The organism is Candidatus Uhrbacteria bacterium (assembly GCA_016187485.1).
GTDB lineage: Bacteria > Patescibacteriota > Patescibacteriia > UBA9934 > UBA10169 > JACPJO01.
In genome coordinates this window covers 72,836-88,621 of the sequence record JACPJO010000004.1, presented here as the reverse complement: position 1 = coordinate 88,621, position 15,786 = coordinate 72,836, and the positions used below count along the sequence as shown (strand labels likewise).

Below are 15,786 nucleotides of genomic sequence, written 5' to 3'. Positions count from 1 at the left end.
CCAGTCTCGTGCACCCCTTGGGGGGTAGCCCAAGAGTTACACAGAAATGCCTTTCTGTCAATCGTTTCCGTCTGCTATACTATGCACACTCCTGCTATGGCCCACATTGTTTCCGTTGTGAATCAGAAGGGAGGAGTGGGGAAGACGACGACCGCGATGAATCTCGCGGCCTATCTTGCGTATTACGGTAAGTTTGTCTTGCTGGTGGATTTGGATCCGCAAGCAAACGCCACGTCCGGCCTCGGTTTGGATTATCGCGTGATCCCGCACGGCATCTACGAGATCCTCATGGGTGTGCGCCGACCCAAAGAAGTTGTACAAGCTACCGCGCATGAGGGATTGCGTGTGATCCCCGCTACCATGAATCTTGCAGGCGCGCCGGTGGAGCTTGTCGGCTCTTCCGAGCGTGAGTGGAAACTCCACCAAGCGCTGCTCGAGGTGCGCAACGACTACGATTACATTATTATTGATAACCCGCCCTCGCTTGGCCTCCTTACGGTGAACGGCCTTGTAGCAGCTGACTCTGTTCTTATTCCCGTGCAGGCAGAATACTTTGCCCTTGAAGGGTTGAGCCAACTCATGCAAACGATTGATTTGGTAAAATCTGGTTTGAAGCCGGAGCTCGAGATCATGGGCGCGGTCATCACGATGTACGACAGCCGAACAACGCTGTCGCGTGATGTGCTTGAAGAACTGTATCGGTATTTTCCCAACCGCATTTTCCGTTCGGTCATTCCACGCACGGTACGGCTGGCCGAGGCGCCATCTGCCGGAAAAACTATTTTACATTATGATCCTTCCGGGAAGGGGGCGAAGGCGTACGACCGGCTTGCACGGGAATTTCTCCTGCGCGAATCGGGCGGCACCATCGAACCCGACCCCGCCACACTATGAGCGGACTTGCCCGAGGGCTTGGCGCCCTGTTACCACAAAAAGAAAGTCTTACGTCGCAGGTGCTTCCTGAACTTGCCAAAGACGGCATGCAGGAAATTCCTGTAGCGAAGATTTCGGAGAATCCGTTTCAGCCACGCAAACATTTTTCGGCAAGCGAGATGGACGACCTGATGGTATCTATCAAGGAACACGGGATCCTCCAGCCGCTTATCGTCACGCGCCGGGGGGACGGTTTTGAACTTATTGCCGGAGAGCGCCGTCTGCGTGCCGCACGCGATCTTGGCATGGCGCAGGTGCCGGCCGTGGTGCGCACGGCATCTGATCAGGAGAAATTGGAATTGGCCCTCATTGAGAATATTCAGCGCCAGCAACTCGGCGCGTTGGAGGAAGCCGTGGCATATAAGGCGCTTATTGAGGAATTTAATTTGACGCAAGCGGCCGCGGCGGAGCGCGTGGGGAAGAGCCGTTCAGAGGTGGCAAATACGATGCGACTGCTCGATCTTCCCGAAGCCATGAAGAGTGCGCTTCGTGACGGCAAAATTACGCGCACGCATGCGCGCACGCTGCTTTCCGAAACAGACCCGGCGAAACGCGAGACTCTTTTTCAAGCCATGCTTGCGGGCGGCCTTACGGTGCGCCAAGCAGAGGGACACGTCGGGATTGGAACAAAACGATTGGGAAAGAAGGGGGCTGACCCGAATCTTGCCGCGCATGCCGCGAAACTTCGAGAAGTTTTTGGGACGAAAGTTGAAATTGACACCAACAAAGTTTCCTTCTTCTATTACTCAAAAGAAGAGCTCCGTGATCTCTTGAGCCGCCTTATAGACCTTTGATCTTTCGCTCACGGCTTTTATCAAACTTGGATTTCAGCCATTGGCGGATCGTGCTGCGCGACCCGTCTTTGATTTTCGTACGCGCATGCCGGCTTTTCACGAAATCCATCCAGTCGGGATTTGGCCCTTTGCGGTTTTTATCAATGACAATCTCGCACAAGTCGCCCGACTTGAGAGGGGCATCTAACTGCACCATTTGATCATTCACGCGCGCTGCAACGCATTTATTCCCAATCTCCGAATGGATGGCGTAAGCAAAATCAATCGGCGTGGAACCCTCGGCTAAGTCAATGACATCTCCTTTGGGGGTGAAGACAAAAATGCGGTCGCGAAATGCATCAAGCTTCAGGTCTTCCAGGTGTTCCAGAAACTCCTCCTTGCCGGTGAGCTCTTTCTGCACTTTCACCAGTTCATTGATCCAGCGCGTATCAAGCTTGGTGATGGGAACGCTTCCTTCTTTGTACTGCCAATGCCGCGCCGGTCCGTATTCAGCAAGCTCGTGCATTTCCTCGGTACGTACTTGTACCTCTACGATCATGCCGTCGTCGCCGAAGATCGTTGTGTGAATGGACTGATAGCCGTTTGGTTTTGGCTGGGCGACGTAGTCTTTAATGCGGCCCTTTAGCGGCTTCCACCGGTTATGCACGATACCAAGCACGGTATAGCAATCCGGGATTTTTTTCACGATCACACGGATGGCGATGAGGTCATAGATACGCGCAATGTCATTGTCGTGCCGTTCTAGTTTTTGGTGGAGGCTGTAGAGGTGCTTCATGCGGCCGTGGGCAGAGACAAACTGAAGGTCTTCGGCAAGCAAATCTTTCTTCAGAGCGTCGATCATGCGCGAAAGCACGCCTTCGCGCGCGCGCAAGATTTTGTCGCGGAGCGCTTTGACCGTTTGATATTTTTTTGGTTCTAAATATTGGAACGCCAGATCCTCAAAGGCTCCTTTAAATTCTCCCATGCCGAGACGATTTGCGATGGGGGCATAGATCTCGAGTACCTCGCGGGCGATGCGTTCACGTTTAGGGATGGGCTGGGCGCTCAAGGTTTCCAAGTTGTGCAGACGGTCGGCGAATTTAATGTAGATGGTGCGAATGTCTTCCGCCATGGCATAGAACATTTTTCGCAGGTTTTCCACATACCGATCCATCCCCCGGAACTTCACTTTTCCAAGTTTTGTGACGCCTTCCACCATGTTGGCTATATCATCCCCGAACGCGGCGCGAATTTCCTCGCTTGTGCGCGAGGTGTCTTCGGGGACATCGTGCAGGAGTCCGGCGGCCACGACGGCAAGGGGAAGTTTCATGGCGGCCAATTTCGTGGCGGTAATGGTGGGATGGGTGATGTACGGCTCCCCGGTAAGGCGCATCTGGCCCTCGTGTGCCGCTCTCGCGAATTGATAAGCACGTTCAACAAGCGAGGCGTCTGTCCCCGATGGATAGTTCTCCGCAATGACGCCCAGAAGGCCCTCCAAAGTACCCAACATATCCACCCACGATAACGTACCCCTTGCGTCTCGACAAGCGGCTGTGCGGATTTGCGGTGTTTTGGTAGAATGCGAGCCATATGACGACGCATTCGCCTGATCACGGAAGACCTGGAGCTTCCCTCGGCAATCCGGACATGGCGCACGCGGCAACGATGGCGGAACTTCGCGAACGGGAACGCCATGCTCGTCAGGTGCTCGAGGACGCCGAAAAACAGGCGGGAGCGTCCCTTCGAAGGACGGCGGCGATGGAGGTGCTTACAAACCGTGCGATTCTCGATGCGCTTAAAACCGCACAGGAACGCGCCATTTCAAAAAATCGCGGGGAGCGTAATCCCGGCGCGCATTTAGCGCGAGAATATGTGCGTCGTACCGATGGGGTCGTAGAGTTGAATGTGGGAGTCTACAAAGCAGATGAGAGTACGGCTGTTCGTTTGCAGGATGCTGTGGGGATGTCAGACATAGGCATTCGCGTGGGAGATACCTATGCCACCGACCCGGATCTTCACTTCGTCACTATCGATCACCACGAGGGCGATCCGCCGGACTACTTCAAAATTTTGCAGGAACTGGCCATCTTGCGGACACTCCAACGTGATAAAGAGGTGAAAGAGATTCGGGTTCGAGACCGGCAGAGCGATGAAAAGCTTGATGGTGACCAAGAAGCTGTTCTGAAGTTTTATAAGGCGCGAGAAGAATTACACACGACGATCCAAAATCTTCGCAACGATGAAGAGCTGGATTTTGCCGACGTGAAGCAGCGGCTCAAAGCATCCGAGGCTGCCTATGCGCGCACGCTTGAAAAAGCGAAGGGCGCTTTTGAGCGGTTCATGAAGATGACGTCGGACAAGATGCACGAACGCACGACGGTGGAAGACAAAGAGGGATTTTCTCTGCAGGATGTTTTCGGACTTCCCGAGAAGGGGTGGAAGAACTACGGCGACGCTTGGCTTTCGGAAGAAACCAAAAAACTTGTGGCGCCGTATCGTGAAAATGCGCACGGGCACATAGAAAGTACCGTGACGGGCGACGTTGTTCATCCGCCATCGTGGTGGCACCCCGTCAAACGTCTTGAGATGAACCAGCTGCTGTGGGAGATGACACAAGATGAACGAGTGCTTGAGAGGGTGGGAAAGGGGGAGGTGAAAGGCGATCCGTTTTTGGGGCACGTCGGTCGCGGGCTGCTGGGCACGGCGGCATTCACGGGACTTTCCGCCGGGTATCTTCTGCGCTCCGCGTGGCGCGTGCTTGGCGAACCCATCCTATACTATGGGGAACAGTGGACAGATGGCGTAGTAAATCAACTTGCCGGATTTGGTAGTTGGACAAGAAAATATTTTGGCTTTGGCTTTGGTTTGGATCACCTGCACCCTCCGCACGAGCGTCCGAAGCCGTGGGAAGAGCGCGGCGAGCGCCTTTTTCCCGTGGTCGGCAACCTCTTTTTTGGAAAACCAAAAAAACCCGCAGGGGGTCATGGAGGCGGAGGACACGAAAAGAAAGACCATCACTAAGACTTTTTCTTGCGCTTTGTCTTTTTCTCGGAGAGAAGCGTCTGGGCGGATTCTACGGTCATGTCTTCCGCGCTTGTTCCTTTGGGGAGCGACGCATTCTTTTTTCCATCCGTGACATAGGGACCGTAGCGGCCATCGAGAATCTGCAGGCCTTCCCCAAGATCTTTCAAGACAGTCTTTTTCGTTATGCGCCGTCCGCCACGACCCACTTTCTCTTGCGCCAGAAGCTCGAGCGCGCGCGGGAGCGTCAATGTGAAGATGGAATCTTCCGCTTTCAGACTTCGGCTCTCACTTGCGCATTTGATGTAGGGGCCGAACCGTCCAAGATCAAGCACGACGGGCTCATAGGATTCTGGATGTGTGCCGATTTCGCGCGGGAGAGACAATAAGTACACGGCTTGTTCAAGAGAAACTTCCTGCTCACTCATGCCCCGCGGCAAACTTTTCATCTTTGGCTTACTCTCATCGGATTTTTCTCCAAGCTGGACGTAAGGGCCAAAGCGTCCGCTCATCGCATAGATAGGGAGTCCGCCTTCCGGATCGTCTCCAAGCTTTCGTGGTCCCTCGGCTTTTTTCGAGAGGAGTTCTTCGGCCGCTTTGGGCGTGACATCCTCGGGAGACATGTCTTCGGGCAAGGATACGCGAAGGTCTCGCCACTCCAAGTAGGGACCGAAGCGTCCCACGCGAATATTGACCGGAGAACCCTGATGTTGGGAGAGCGCGATGGTGCACGCTTCTTTTGGATCAATCTCGGCCTTCAGCATGCCCGCAAGACCCGGATACGTGCCCCCGTGGTAGAAGGCATCCAAAAACGGCGTCGCCTCTTTTTCGTCGCGCGAAATGGCGTCGAGCCCCTCCTCCATTTCTGCCGTAAAGCCAATGTCTACCAGATGTGTAAACCATTGCTCCAGAAGCTGCACGACCGCAAACGCTTTGAATGTCGGCACAAGCGCTTGGCCTACCTTACGCACATAGTCGCGTGTCATGATGGTCGAGATGATGGAAGAAAATGTGCTTGGGCGGCCAATGCCGTTTGCTTCGAGCATTTTAATGAGAGAGGCTTCCGTATAACGCGCAGGTGGTTTTGTTTCGTGCGATTCTGGGGAGAGCTCTTGTGCCGTAAGTTTGTCGCCTGCGACAAGCGCCGGCAGAGTTGCTTCAGCCTCTTCTTCCGTTTCGTCCTTCCCCTCCATATACACGTGCAGATACCCCGGCACATCAACAATTTTCCCTGTTGCGGAGAAAAGCGCTTCGTTGTTGGAAATTTCTACGGTGGTGTGCCGAAGTGAGGCGGAGATCATTTGCGAGGCGATCGTACGTTTCCAAATCAAATCATAAAGCGCTGCCTCGGCAGGATTCATCTCTTTGGCTACTTCTTCCGGATCGGCAAATGCTTCTCCGGAGGGCCGTATGGCCTCGTGCGCTTCTTGCGCGTTTTTTACTTTTGTCTGGTATTGGCGTGCCTCCGCTGGGAGGTTTTCTTTGCCGAAACGCGTGGTCACGATGGAGCGCGCCGCAGAGATCGCTTGTGCGGAAAGCGTCGTGGAATCCGTGCGCATGTAGGTGATGAACCCCCGCTCGTAGAGCGATTGGGCAGAGCGCATGGTTTCTTTGGACGATAAGCGGAGTTTGCGTGCGGCCTCTTGTTGGAGAGTGCTTGTGGTAAACGGCGCACTTGGGTGTGAGACGGCCGGCTTCTCTTCCACGCTCTTTACACTCCACGACGTGGTTTTCCATGTCTCTACAAGATCGCGCACAGTTTTTTCATCAAGGACGACAAATCCTTTTTCTTTTGCTTCCTTTGTAAGGAGCCCGGTTGCGGCGTCAAAATGTTTTCCATTTGCCAAGCGCGCGCCTTTCACCTCCACCAGTCGTGCGGGGAAGCAGGCATCTGATTTGCAAAACACGCCGTGTGCGTCCCAAAAACCGGCGCGCACGAATCGCATGCGTTCGCGTTCGCGTTCCACAATGATGCGCGTGGCAACACTTTGCACGCGGCCGGCGGAAAGTTTTGGCGCGATCTTTCGCCACAGGAGGGGGGAGATTTCGTAACCGTAGAGGCGGTCCAAAATACGCCGGGCTTGCTGGGCGTCTACGAGCGGCATTTCGAGCGGCCGCGGATGGGCGAGCGCTTCCTCGATGGCGCGCTTGGTGATTTCGTGGAATACGACGCGTTTTACCTCGCGGGGTTCCATACCAAGAATCTCTGCCAGGTGCCAGGAGATAGCCTCTCCCTCACGGTCTTCATCCGTCGCAAAGAGGACTTCGTCTGCTTCCTTTGCGGCCTTTTTGAGCGCTGTCACGTGTTTGCGCGAGTCCGGCGATACTTCATATGTGGGAGCGTATCCGTGCTCGATGTCCACCCCAAGATCGCTCTTGGGGAGATCGCGCACGTGACCGTACGAAGAAAGAACATGATAGTCATGTCCCAAAAATTTCGAGATCGTTTTTGCTTTCGTCGGCGACTCGACGATGAGGAGTTTACTCATGCAGGGCGGTCAATGGGACACACAATGACAAGAGCGACGGACTTCGTCAAGCGGGGACCACGATCTGTACATCCTGGTTTGCTACCCGTTCAACCGATAATGATTCCCTCCGATATGGACAACGACCTCGCGCAGTTCCATGGCGGTAAGGGTTTGGAGAACGAGGGTGGTAGGGAGGCGACTGGCCCGCACAAGCTCGTCTACATGTATGCCGTGCGTGTTGAGGTGGGGGAGGAGAGCCGCTTCGGTTGCGTTTTGTGGCTCGACGATGCGCGCGGGTACAGGGGTGGTGGGGGCAAGCTCTAAAAGAGAGAGGATGTCTTCGGCCGAGGTAACAACATGCGCACCAAAACGCACGAGCCGGTTTGTGCCGATACTCATAGGAGCATTGATGGGACCCGGAACGGCAAGGACGTCGCGATTTTCTTCGAGCGCCAGACGCGCAGTGATAAGCGAGCCGGACGCTTCAGCGGCCTCGATCACTAATGTGGCGCGGCTGATGCCAGCAATCAATCGGTTGCGCAGCGGAAAAGATGACGGATAGGATGCGGTACCCACAGGTTGTTCAGAGATCACCCCACCCCCTGCGGCGATCATGGCGTGCGCCAGCGCGCGATTTTGTCCGGGCGTGATACTCTCGGTGTCACATCCGCCCGCGACAATTCCATAGGTGCATCCGCGGTGCTTCACGGTAAGTTCGTGTGCGTACCCGTCGCACCCAAGTGCAAGACCGCTTACAATGTGCACACCGGAGCGCGCGAGTTCTGGCATAAACATCTCAAGGACAGCTGCGCCATAACGACTCATGTGACGGCTTCCCACAACGGACAGAAGAACGTCGGCTGGTTTTGGAAGGGCGCCGCGATGAAAAAGGAAGGGAGGTGGGTCATGGATTTCGCGCAGAAGAGCTGGGTACGTCTCTTCTTCGATCCACACCACTGACACGCCTGTCTGCGCAAGCCTGTCGACTTCTTCTGCTGGTTCGATGGTTCGTCGTGCCGCGACAAACTCCTCGGCAAGCGCCATGTGCTCGATCGCCCGCGCCAGGTCTCTTGCCTCGGCACCCCATACGGTCTCGAAATTCCCAAAAGCCTTCTTGAGGCGCGCCAGGCGTTTGGCGCCGAATTTGGGAAAACGGGCGGCGGCGAGGGCGAAGGGGAGGTCAGTTTTTTGCAACTCCGTCGTCAACATAGGGTGCATGCTATTGTACTTGTGATGCTTGACGAGAGGAAGTTCTCTTGTTAGCATCCGAGGCTCCTGTGGGTCTGGCGACCTATGGAGGGAGACAACAGAATGCTCATTTCAAGCAACGATGGAAACAAGGGCCAGAAGGGTCCCGCACAGATCGTGGAAGACGAGGGATTTCTTCCCCGACCGCCTGGGGATGAGGGAGAGGCTGCCCCCGGCTCGACGGATCTTCCGCGCCCCGGCATCGTGCCGGTGGTTGGTGGTGCCCCGCCGGTGCAGACAGCAGACGAAGAGGGGGGATCCATTCCCGGCATTCCGGAGGGGCCATTGTTCCAGGGTGACCGTCGGCGGGACGTGCTGGCCGCAGCCATCCACGATGGCATCGGGAACGATGAGGAAACGGAGGGCTTCGACCCCGACGAGATGCACCGCGTGGCGGCGGAACTTGAAGCGAACGGAGGGGGCAACGGCCCGCCCGTGGCGCCGGATCCGAACCCTGAGGCCAACTGGAGGGGCCTGGACGTCCGGTGGGCGTATCTCTGCCGGGTCTTCGAGATCGAGGGGATGGACCCTCGGGACATCAACGAGGACAACGCCTGGCGGCTGCTTCAGCGGCACTTCCCCAACATCGTCGCTCTTCCGCAGATGCGTCTTGACTTCAACCTGATGGTGGAGTTGATGCTCTGCCAGGGTGATCTTCCTCCCCTCGGACGGGCGAGCTTTGACACGATCTGGAAGCAGCTCAAGCGTGAAGATCAGGCAGCGAAGGCGCCGCCCAGTCCCGAAGATCTGTGGCGTCTGCCCAACTTGCGCCGCGACTACCTGTGGGCCGAGGTCCTCGGGATGGGGGATGCTCCCAAGGCGATGAACGCCCAGAATGTCTGGGCCATCCTGGCGACGAAGTTCCCCTTCACGATCAGTCGTCCGGACCTCACGGGCATGTGGACGCAGATCGTCGCGGTCATCTGCGACGGAAGCGGAGAGCCGGCGTACAACCGTGCGGTCTTCGACGGTATGTGGGATCGGCTCATGACCATGGAGCAGGGGATGGTGGCACTGCGCAGGCTGGCCTACCCCGAGCCGCCGCCGTCCAGGCAGCAGACGACCCCCGGGACGGAGCGGCCGATGCCGGTCATCGCGCTCCCGTCCGTGAAGCAGGTGGAAGATCTCGGTCAACGCCTCTCTCTGGCTCTCCACGCGCTCAAGCGTGTGCGGACGATCGTGATCGGCCTCTTTACCGTCCTTGCTACTGGAATCGTTGCGTTCTGGATGCACCAGGGCCGCGTGGACGCAACCCAGAGCGAGCAGATCGCGAGCATCGGCGAGTCGTCGGAGTGGATGAACGACCACGTGGCCAGTCTCATCACCGTCTTCTCGAAGGAAACGTCCCGTCGGGAGGAACTGCGCTCGGCTGCTGAAGCCGCTGCGGCGGAGTCTGCCGCTTCGGCGCACTTGGCCGAGACCAAGTTCGGCAAGGCTGACGAGCGCGCTCTCGCCGCCGAGAAGAAAGCTGGGTACGCCCAGCGCGCGCTCGAGGCGATGCTGACGGGCGATGTCCTCAAGGGCGAGTGCGTGCCCGGTGCCGTCAACGTGAAGGGTCGCGAGAAGCGCACCCTCTACGACCGGTACTACTGCGGGGGCATTCCCACCCTCTGCACCAAGAACGCCGAAGGCAGAGCCCAGAGCTGCTACGGCGAAGACATCAAGTAGTGTTCTTTCTCCTCAATCCAGCCCTACGGCTGGATTTCGACTTTTTGTGTGGCCTCCTCCACAATATTTTTTATCTTTTTCCATTCCTCCTCATTCCACGTTCCGAGCACCCAATCTTCAAGAGGAATATCTTTGTTTTCTGGCCGGCCGATGCCTACACGCACACGCGTAAACGCCTCCTCTCCAATATGTTCAATGACGGACGCAATTCCGTTGTGGCCTGCACTCCGACCGTCTCCGCGCACACGGATTTCTCCCATGGGCAAGTCGGCGTCATCGTAGATCACCACGATGCGGGAGGGTTTGTAAAACGACACAAGTTCTCGTACAGCCTCTCCCGAGCGGTTCATGTAGGTGGTGGGCTTTGCCAAAATCACTTCTCGCGATGTGGCCACAAACGCGTGTCGTGCCGCCTCCTTTTTCCATGAAAGATTTTTTCCTTTTGCAAGTGCGTCTACGATTTCAAATCCCACGTTATGCCGTGTCTGCTCATACTCCTTGCCGACATTGCCAAGCCCCACGATGAGTGGGCGCATATTACGACGCGACGGCTTTGACCACCAAGCGCACAGGGACGCCAGAAAGCTCGAAGGTTTCCCGAAGCCGGTTTTCAAGATAGCGCACATAGGATGTGTGGAGTTTTTTTGTATGCCTGGATTTTACCGCAATCACAAACGTAGGGGGAGCCGTGCCGATTTGGCGCATGCCCATAATCTTCGGCGGCGCGGTGCCCATGCCCTTCGTGGGACGGTGGCGCGCGATGGCTTGACGCAGAAACGCCTCCACGGCTTCGTCGTCGAACTCTGAGAAACGTGTTTTCTGCACCTCTCCAATGGCGGCGAACAAACGCGCGACACGCTGACCCGTCTTTGCGCTCACGAACATAAGCGGTGCAAAGGCAAGCATGGGGAGATGGTCGAGGATGCGTTCTTGATAGGTGTTGATGGTGCCGGTCTTTTTTTCTTCCACCAGATCCCACTTATTCACCACAATGATTACGCCGGCACCGGAGTCGGCAATTTCTCCCGCGAGAACTTTTTCTTGGACACCGATGGCGTCGGTGGCGTCTATCACGAACAGTACGACGTCGGTGCGCCGAAGCGTGGCGCGCGTTTGTTCCACCCCCGCTTTCTCCAGCATGGGCGTATATTCGCGGCTGACGCGCCGGCGAATACCGGCCGTATCAATAAATATATAGGAGTGACCGTCATGCTCTGTACGTACGTCATTTGGCGAACGGGTTGTGTGCGCCACGGGGGAGGTGATGAAGCGTTCCTCGCCCAGTAGGCTATTTAAGAGAGAGGACTTTCCTACGTTGGGTTTACCGATCATGGCGACACGCACAGGTATGACCTCCGATTGCGGAGCGGGCGGCTTGCCTAATTTTTCAAACAACTCGAACAAATGATCGAGGAGATCGCCTGTTCCTTCTCCACGGATGGAAGAAATGCGCGTGGGTTCCCCGCCCGGGAATCGCCAGTCGGCAGAAGACTGTCGTTTGGCGGGCTTCGTGTCGCATTTATTTGCCGCGATGACCACGGGCTTGTGGAGTTTCTGCACGCGCCGATAGAGCTCACGGTCGAATTCCATAGGCCCTACGCCCGCGTCGAGAAGGAGAAGAACCACGTCGGCCTCTTTTGTGGCAAGATCGGTCTGACGGATGATCTCGCGTTCAATGTCGTCCGGGTGTTTGATGTCGAGTCCGCCCGTATCGAGCACACGTATGACGTGGCCGCGCCAGAGCACGTACCCCTCTTGCCGATCGCGCGTCGTACCGGCCACCGGAGAGACCAGTGCTTTCTTCTCTTCCACCAAACAATTAAACAACGTGGATTTTCCCACGTTTGCTCGGCCGACAATAGCGACGGTTGGAAGAGTAGGCATAGCTAGGGTCGCAAGGAGAGGCGATCCACGGTACTTTCCCCAAGAATGACCAGAAAGTCAACCGGCGGGCCAGCCGAGGCAACGTCAATAGGCCGGATCGTGAGTTCGTCGGGGACGATCTCTTGGCTTACCAGCCAGCCGCCTGCCGATTGGGAAATGCGTGCGTTAAGATAATCCGCAAGAGCAAGAAGCTCGGCGGGATAGGCACCGTAGCTCCGGTCATAGATGATCGTTTCCTTCACGCCGTTGATTTCGGCGTTTCCTACATCGGCGACGGTGTACCCTTCCTCGCGTAGAAGGTTGCCCACGGTGGCGGCGAGGCTTGGGATGTCTGTGCCATTTTGAATGTCAAGCGTGATGCCGCGCGGCGCCGCTTCGCGCGAAACAAGATCTGCTTCGGACGCGTCGAAAAGATTTTTTGCAATGTCTTGGATGCGATCCCAGTTTTGGTGGCGCGGCAAGATAACATACGCGCCGCCCGCTGTCGTTTCGTACAGCGGACTACCGGGGCGTGTGTCGAGCACAATATGATTGATAGACGGTCCAGTGAAGAGATCTTCCATGCGCGCCAAGCGCAGGATCTCCCACGAAGAAAGGTTCGTGCGCATATTCTCGCGCAACGTTCCCACTAAGCGCGTGAGGCGCGCCGGGTTCAACAGCACGGAGGCGGAAAGTAATTTCTTCTTTACCGCGACGAGTACCAGCTGCTGGCGGGCGGCGCGCGCAAAGTCCGACCCTTCGCCGTTGTCGCCGTGACGCGAGCGCACAAATTGCAGGGCGGTCTTTCCATCCATCTGCTGGGGCCCTGTTTCAAAATGGAGGGTCGTGATGGTGCCCTCTTCGTCTTCAAGCGGATAGGCGGGGTCGGTGAAGGCGCGCGCCACGTCCACGTCGATGCCGCCGATGGCGTCTATGAAGGTCTCAAAACCTTTGAAGTCTACCTTTATCCAGTAGTGAACCGGCTGGCCCAGGATTTCTCCAATCGTTTGTGCAGCAAGCTCTGGCCCACTCTCACGTTTTTGCTCCTCTCCATATGCGTTCACGTGATTGATCTTGCGCCAGCCGTACCCCTCGAGGGGGATCACGAGGTCGCGGGGGATCGAGAGCAGGCCGATTTGTTTCGTGGATGGTTGGAAACTCCCAAAAATAATAGTGTCTGTGAGCTCTGGCCCATCGTGCCCGCTCCCCCCGATGCCAAGTAGGAGGATATTTACACGGTCGTCTGTTTCTCCAGAAAGTTCTTTATCGGCCGAGCGAACAAGGCGCGAGATGGTTGTGAATACGGAGCCGCCGACCTCCTCGGAGGCGTCTTTGGATGTCGCGGAAAAGACGATCCCAATCACAAGGGTAAGAGCGATCACCGTGCCTACTACGCGCGCACGCAAAAAAAAGGGGCGCGGCCGTCGGCCGTACATTTCTTCGGTGTTCTTGTGAAGCAGATTCACGCGGGGTTCCTCCATAAGTTGGGTCAGTATACCGTGTCGCTTAAGAGAAGCCAACGGGCTTGCTAGATGCCTCTTTTTAGAGTACCGTGCGAGCGGCATGGACGTTTAGCTCAGCTGGTTAGAGCGTTCGATTCACATTCGAAAGGTCGGAGGTTCGAATCCTCCAACGTCCACCAAAAACTCTCCGTTCGAACGGAGAGTTTTTGTCTCCTGCCAAAAAAACCGCTACAATAGCCCTCGTTATGCCACGTGTTGAGCGCATGTCCATGGAAGAGCAGAACGAAGAGCCACGGGTTCCACTGGAACCTACGATTGAGATTTATGGCGTGGAAGACATTGATCAGGTGAACGACCCGGGCTATTTACCAGAAGAGTTGTGGGAAGATACGGCGAACTTCGAAAAAGAGCGGGCCCCTGCCATGCGCGTGGAAGTAAAAATGCCCCCCGCTGTACGTGTGCGCGACCAAAAAGGTTTTGCCTGGCCCGTGTGGTCCGCAGAAGAGCAGAAGGAACACCAAGCGGAACGAATCTTTACCACCTTGAAAGATCTGAACCCGCTTTTTGTTCACGGCTGGATGGGCCGCTACACCTATTCCATGGAGGCCTCCCGTTTTGAGGACAAAGATGGACACGTGTTTCCTGCACCAAAAACTCTTGAGCTTCATGGGCAGACATTTGATTTTGAATTTTTGGGGGCAGGCGGGATGGCGCGTGCGTATGTAGGGACTTCGCGCGAGACGGGGAAGAAAATTGTCATGAAGATCGTGGCGGTTTCTCGTGGCGAGCCGGCGCTTGTGGAAGATACAATCCGCAAGGAAACCATGGTGGCCCGTGAGATTGCCGCGCATGCAGCTCTGCATCCCGGACGCAACGAAAACGGCGTGGTTCTTTCTTCGCTTGCAAAGGGGATTATGGCAGAGGGTAAAGAGTTCTCTCCCGTTGAGGCCGCGCATTTTCCGGCTTTCTTTGATGCTATTCGTCTCCAGACGAGACAGAAAGAAAAAGTTCAGGTGTTGGCCGACGCATGGCAAGAGACGGTGCGCACACGCGAGGCTATCGCGGTGTTTATGGAATATGTAGAAGGCTCGTCATTTCAACGAGAGTTGATTGATCACCGCCGGGAAAGTCTGCGCGTATTTCAACAGGGAAATCGTTTTGAACAGCTTGAAGTTTGCTCGAAGGCAATGAACGACATCATTGATGTGCTTGAAGCGCTTGCGATCATGAATACGCGCGGTCTGCGGCATCGGGACGTGAAGCCGGCGAACCTTATGCGCGGAGCCGACGGGCGCCTTGACCTTCTTGACTTCGGACTTGCCAAAGGGTCCAGGTCGGGAGACGTTGTTGCGTTTTCTGAGGCCACGCACACTCTGTGGGGGAAGATTCTTCACGATGCGCATGCACTGTATACCCTGGTGTCGGTGCGGGGTGTCGGATTTCTTGCACGGACGGAGGAACAGGGTAAGGCGGAGCGCCTCGGGGAACTTCTCCCCATGAAAGAGCAGGAGGCCATTTGGGAAGCTTTGAGAGATGTAGCGGCTGTGACGCAAGAGGAACTATCTTCAGAAGAAAAAATTGCGAGCATGCGTGAGCTCGTTCCACGCTTGCAAAGGCTCGTGGAGAGATACGCGTACAAGGAACTCGCCGACCTTCCGGAATTGCAAAAGTGGTCACCGCGCAATTGGGATAATGCGCGGATGCAACAGTATCTTGCCGCTCTTCCAGACGGTGAGGCGATTGAGCAAACACAGCCGTCTCGGCTTCGGTCAGAATCGCCTCTTGAGACAAAAGAAGGAAACGTCGTGGGGACGCCGCTCTATATCGCTCCGGAGCAAGTTGCCGCGAGAGCGAAGGTTCCGGACTGGAAGGAGCAGACGAAAGTGGATACGTTTGCCGTGGGCGTGATTCTCATGAATATCTTAGGGCACGGGAAGATGAAGCGAACGGGCGTAAAAGAACTTCTTGAAGACCGCGCGTACGACAAACACGGAGGTCTGCAGTACGGCGACCTGAATTATAATCTCGCGCAGATGCAGGCCATCTACGAGGGCCGTGTGGAAACGGATCCGCCGTTTTCCGAGGCGCAGAAGGAATCACTCGCCAGACATATCACAGAATTCAAGACCTACGGAGCGATCCCCGACACGTTTCGTTTCGTTCGCCAACTTACGGCCCGAAGTTTCTTGGCGCGCCCCACACCGCACGAAGCGCTCCAGCAGGCGTACCAGCTCAAATTCAAAATCGAAAACGAGATTCTTCAACGCAAGCTCCACGCAGATGCTCTGGCGCATGCAGAGAAACAGGCTGCTAGTTGACCCCTCCCTTCGCGAAGGGAGGGGTTGA

General features: G+C 56.2%; 11 protein-coding genes and 1 tRNA gene. 6 read left to right on the top strand and 6 right to left on the bottom strand.

What is annotated here, in order from left to right:
* Positions 1-96: 96 nt before the first annotated feature.
* Together HYW18_01775 and HYW18_01770 are read left to right on the top strand one after the other, a co-directional pair.
* Positions 97-894: a ParA family protein gene (locus tag HYW18_01775; protein ID MBI2484859.1), complete on the top strand. Its 798-nt coding sequence runs from the start codon at positions 97-99 to the stop codon at positions 892-894.
* Positions 891-1,727 carry a ParB/RepB/Spo0J family partition protein gene (locus tag HYW18_01770; protein ID MBI2484858.1) on the top strand — a complete coding sequence of 279 codons (837 nt, stop codon included), beginning with the start codon at positions 891-893 and terminating at the stop codon, positions 1,725-1,727. Before HYW18_01775 ends, HYW18_01770 begins: the two co-directional genes overlap by 4 nt.
* On the opposite strand, the gene HYW18_01765 is transcribed toward HYW18_01770, so the two are convergent.
* Positions 1,714-3,216 (bottom strand): bifunctional (p)ppGpp synthetase/guanosine-3',5'-bis(diphosphate) 3'-pyrophosphohydrolase, encoded by a 1,503-nt coding sequence (locus HYW18_01765; GenBank protein MBI2484857.1) that lies wholly within the window; start codon positions 3,214-3,216, stop codon positions 1,714-1,716. The two genes, HYW18_01770 and HYW18_01765, sit on opposite strands and share 14 nt — an antisense overlap.
* A gap of 80 nt (positions 3,217-3,296) precedes the next feature.
* Between HYW18_01765 and HYW18_01760 the strand changes: the two genes are divergently transcribed.
* A complete protein-coding gene (locus HYW18_01760) occupies positions 3,297-4,727 on the top strand; it encodes a hypothetical protein (GenBank protein MBI2484856.1) in 1,431 nt (476 codons plus the stop codon).
* Here the strand turns inward: HYW18_01760 and topA are convergent.
* Together topA and dprA are read right to left on the bottom strand one after the other, a co-directional pair.
* A complete protein-coding gene (topA, locus tag HYW18_01755; GenBank protein MBI2484855.1) occupies positions 4,724-7,216 on the bottom strand; it encodes a type I DNA topoisomerase in 2,493 nt (830 codons plus the stop codon). The genes HYW18_01760 and topA overlap by 4 nt on opposite strands.
* An 81-nt stretch (positions 7,217-7,297) precedes the next feature.
* A complete protein-coding gene (gene dprA, locus HYW18_01750) occupies positions 7,298-8,407 on the bottom strand; it encodes a DNA-protecting protein DprA (GenBank protein MBI2484854.1) in 1,110 nt (369 codons plus the stop codon).
* 84 nt (positions 8,408-8,491) lie between these two features.
* Here dprA and HYW18_01745 point away from each other — a divergent pair, with 84 nt between their 5' ends.
* Entirely contained in the window at positions 8,492-10,114 is a 1,623-nt protein-coding gene (locus HYW18_01745; protein ID MBI2484853.1) for a hypothetical protein, read from the top strand.
* Between the two features lie 23 nt (positions 10,115-10,137).
* On the opposite strand, the gene HYW18_01740 is transcribed toward HYW18_01745, so the two are convergent.
* Genes HYW18_01740 through HYW18_01730 form a run of 3 tightly spaced genes read right to left on the bottom strand, consistent with a single transcriptional unit; the run spans position 10,138 to position 13,458 of the window.
* Positions 10,138-10,650 carry an aminoacyl-tRNA hydrolase gene (locus HYW18_01740; protein MBI2484852.1) on the bottom strand — a complete coding sequence of 171 codons (513 nt, stop codon included), beginning with the start codon at positions 10,648-10,650 and terminating at the stop codon, positions 10,138-10,140.
* Between the two features lies 1 nt (position 10,651).
* Positions 10,652-11,998, bottom strand: coding sequence for a ribosome biogenesis GTPase Der (gene der / locus HYW18_01735; GenBank protein MBI2484851.1), 1,347 nt, complete (start codon positions 11,996-11,998; stop codon positions 10,652-10,654).
* Between the two features lie 2 nt (positions 11,999-12,000).
* The gene (locus tag HYW18_01730) at positions 12,001-13,458 is read right to left on the bottom strand and encodes an LCP family protein (protein MBI2484850.1); all 1,458 of its coding nucleotides are present in this window, start codon (positions 13,456-13,458) and stop codon (positions 12,001-12,003) included.
* Between the two features lie 84 nt (positions 13,459-13,542).
* Here HYW18_01730 and HYW18_01725 point away from each other — a divergent pair.
* Together HYW18_01725 and HYW18_01720 are read left to right on the top strand one after the other, a co-directional pair.
* Positions 13,543-13,619 (top strand) — tRNA-Val (locus tag HYW18_01725).
* A gap of 66 nt (positions 13,620-13,685) precedes the next feature.
* A complete protein-coding gene (locus HYW18_01720; protein MBI2484849.1) occupies positions 13,686-15,758 on the top strand; it encodes a hypothetical protein in 2,073 nt (690 codons plus the stop codon).
* Positions 15,759-15,786 lie beyond the last annotated feature (28 nt).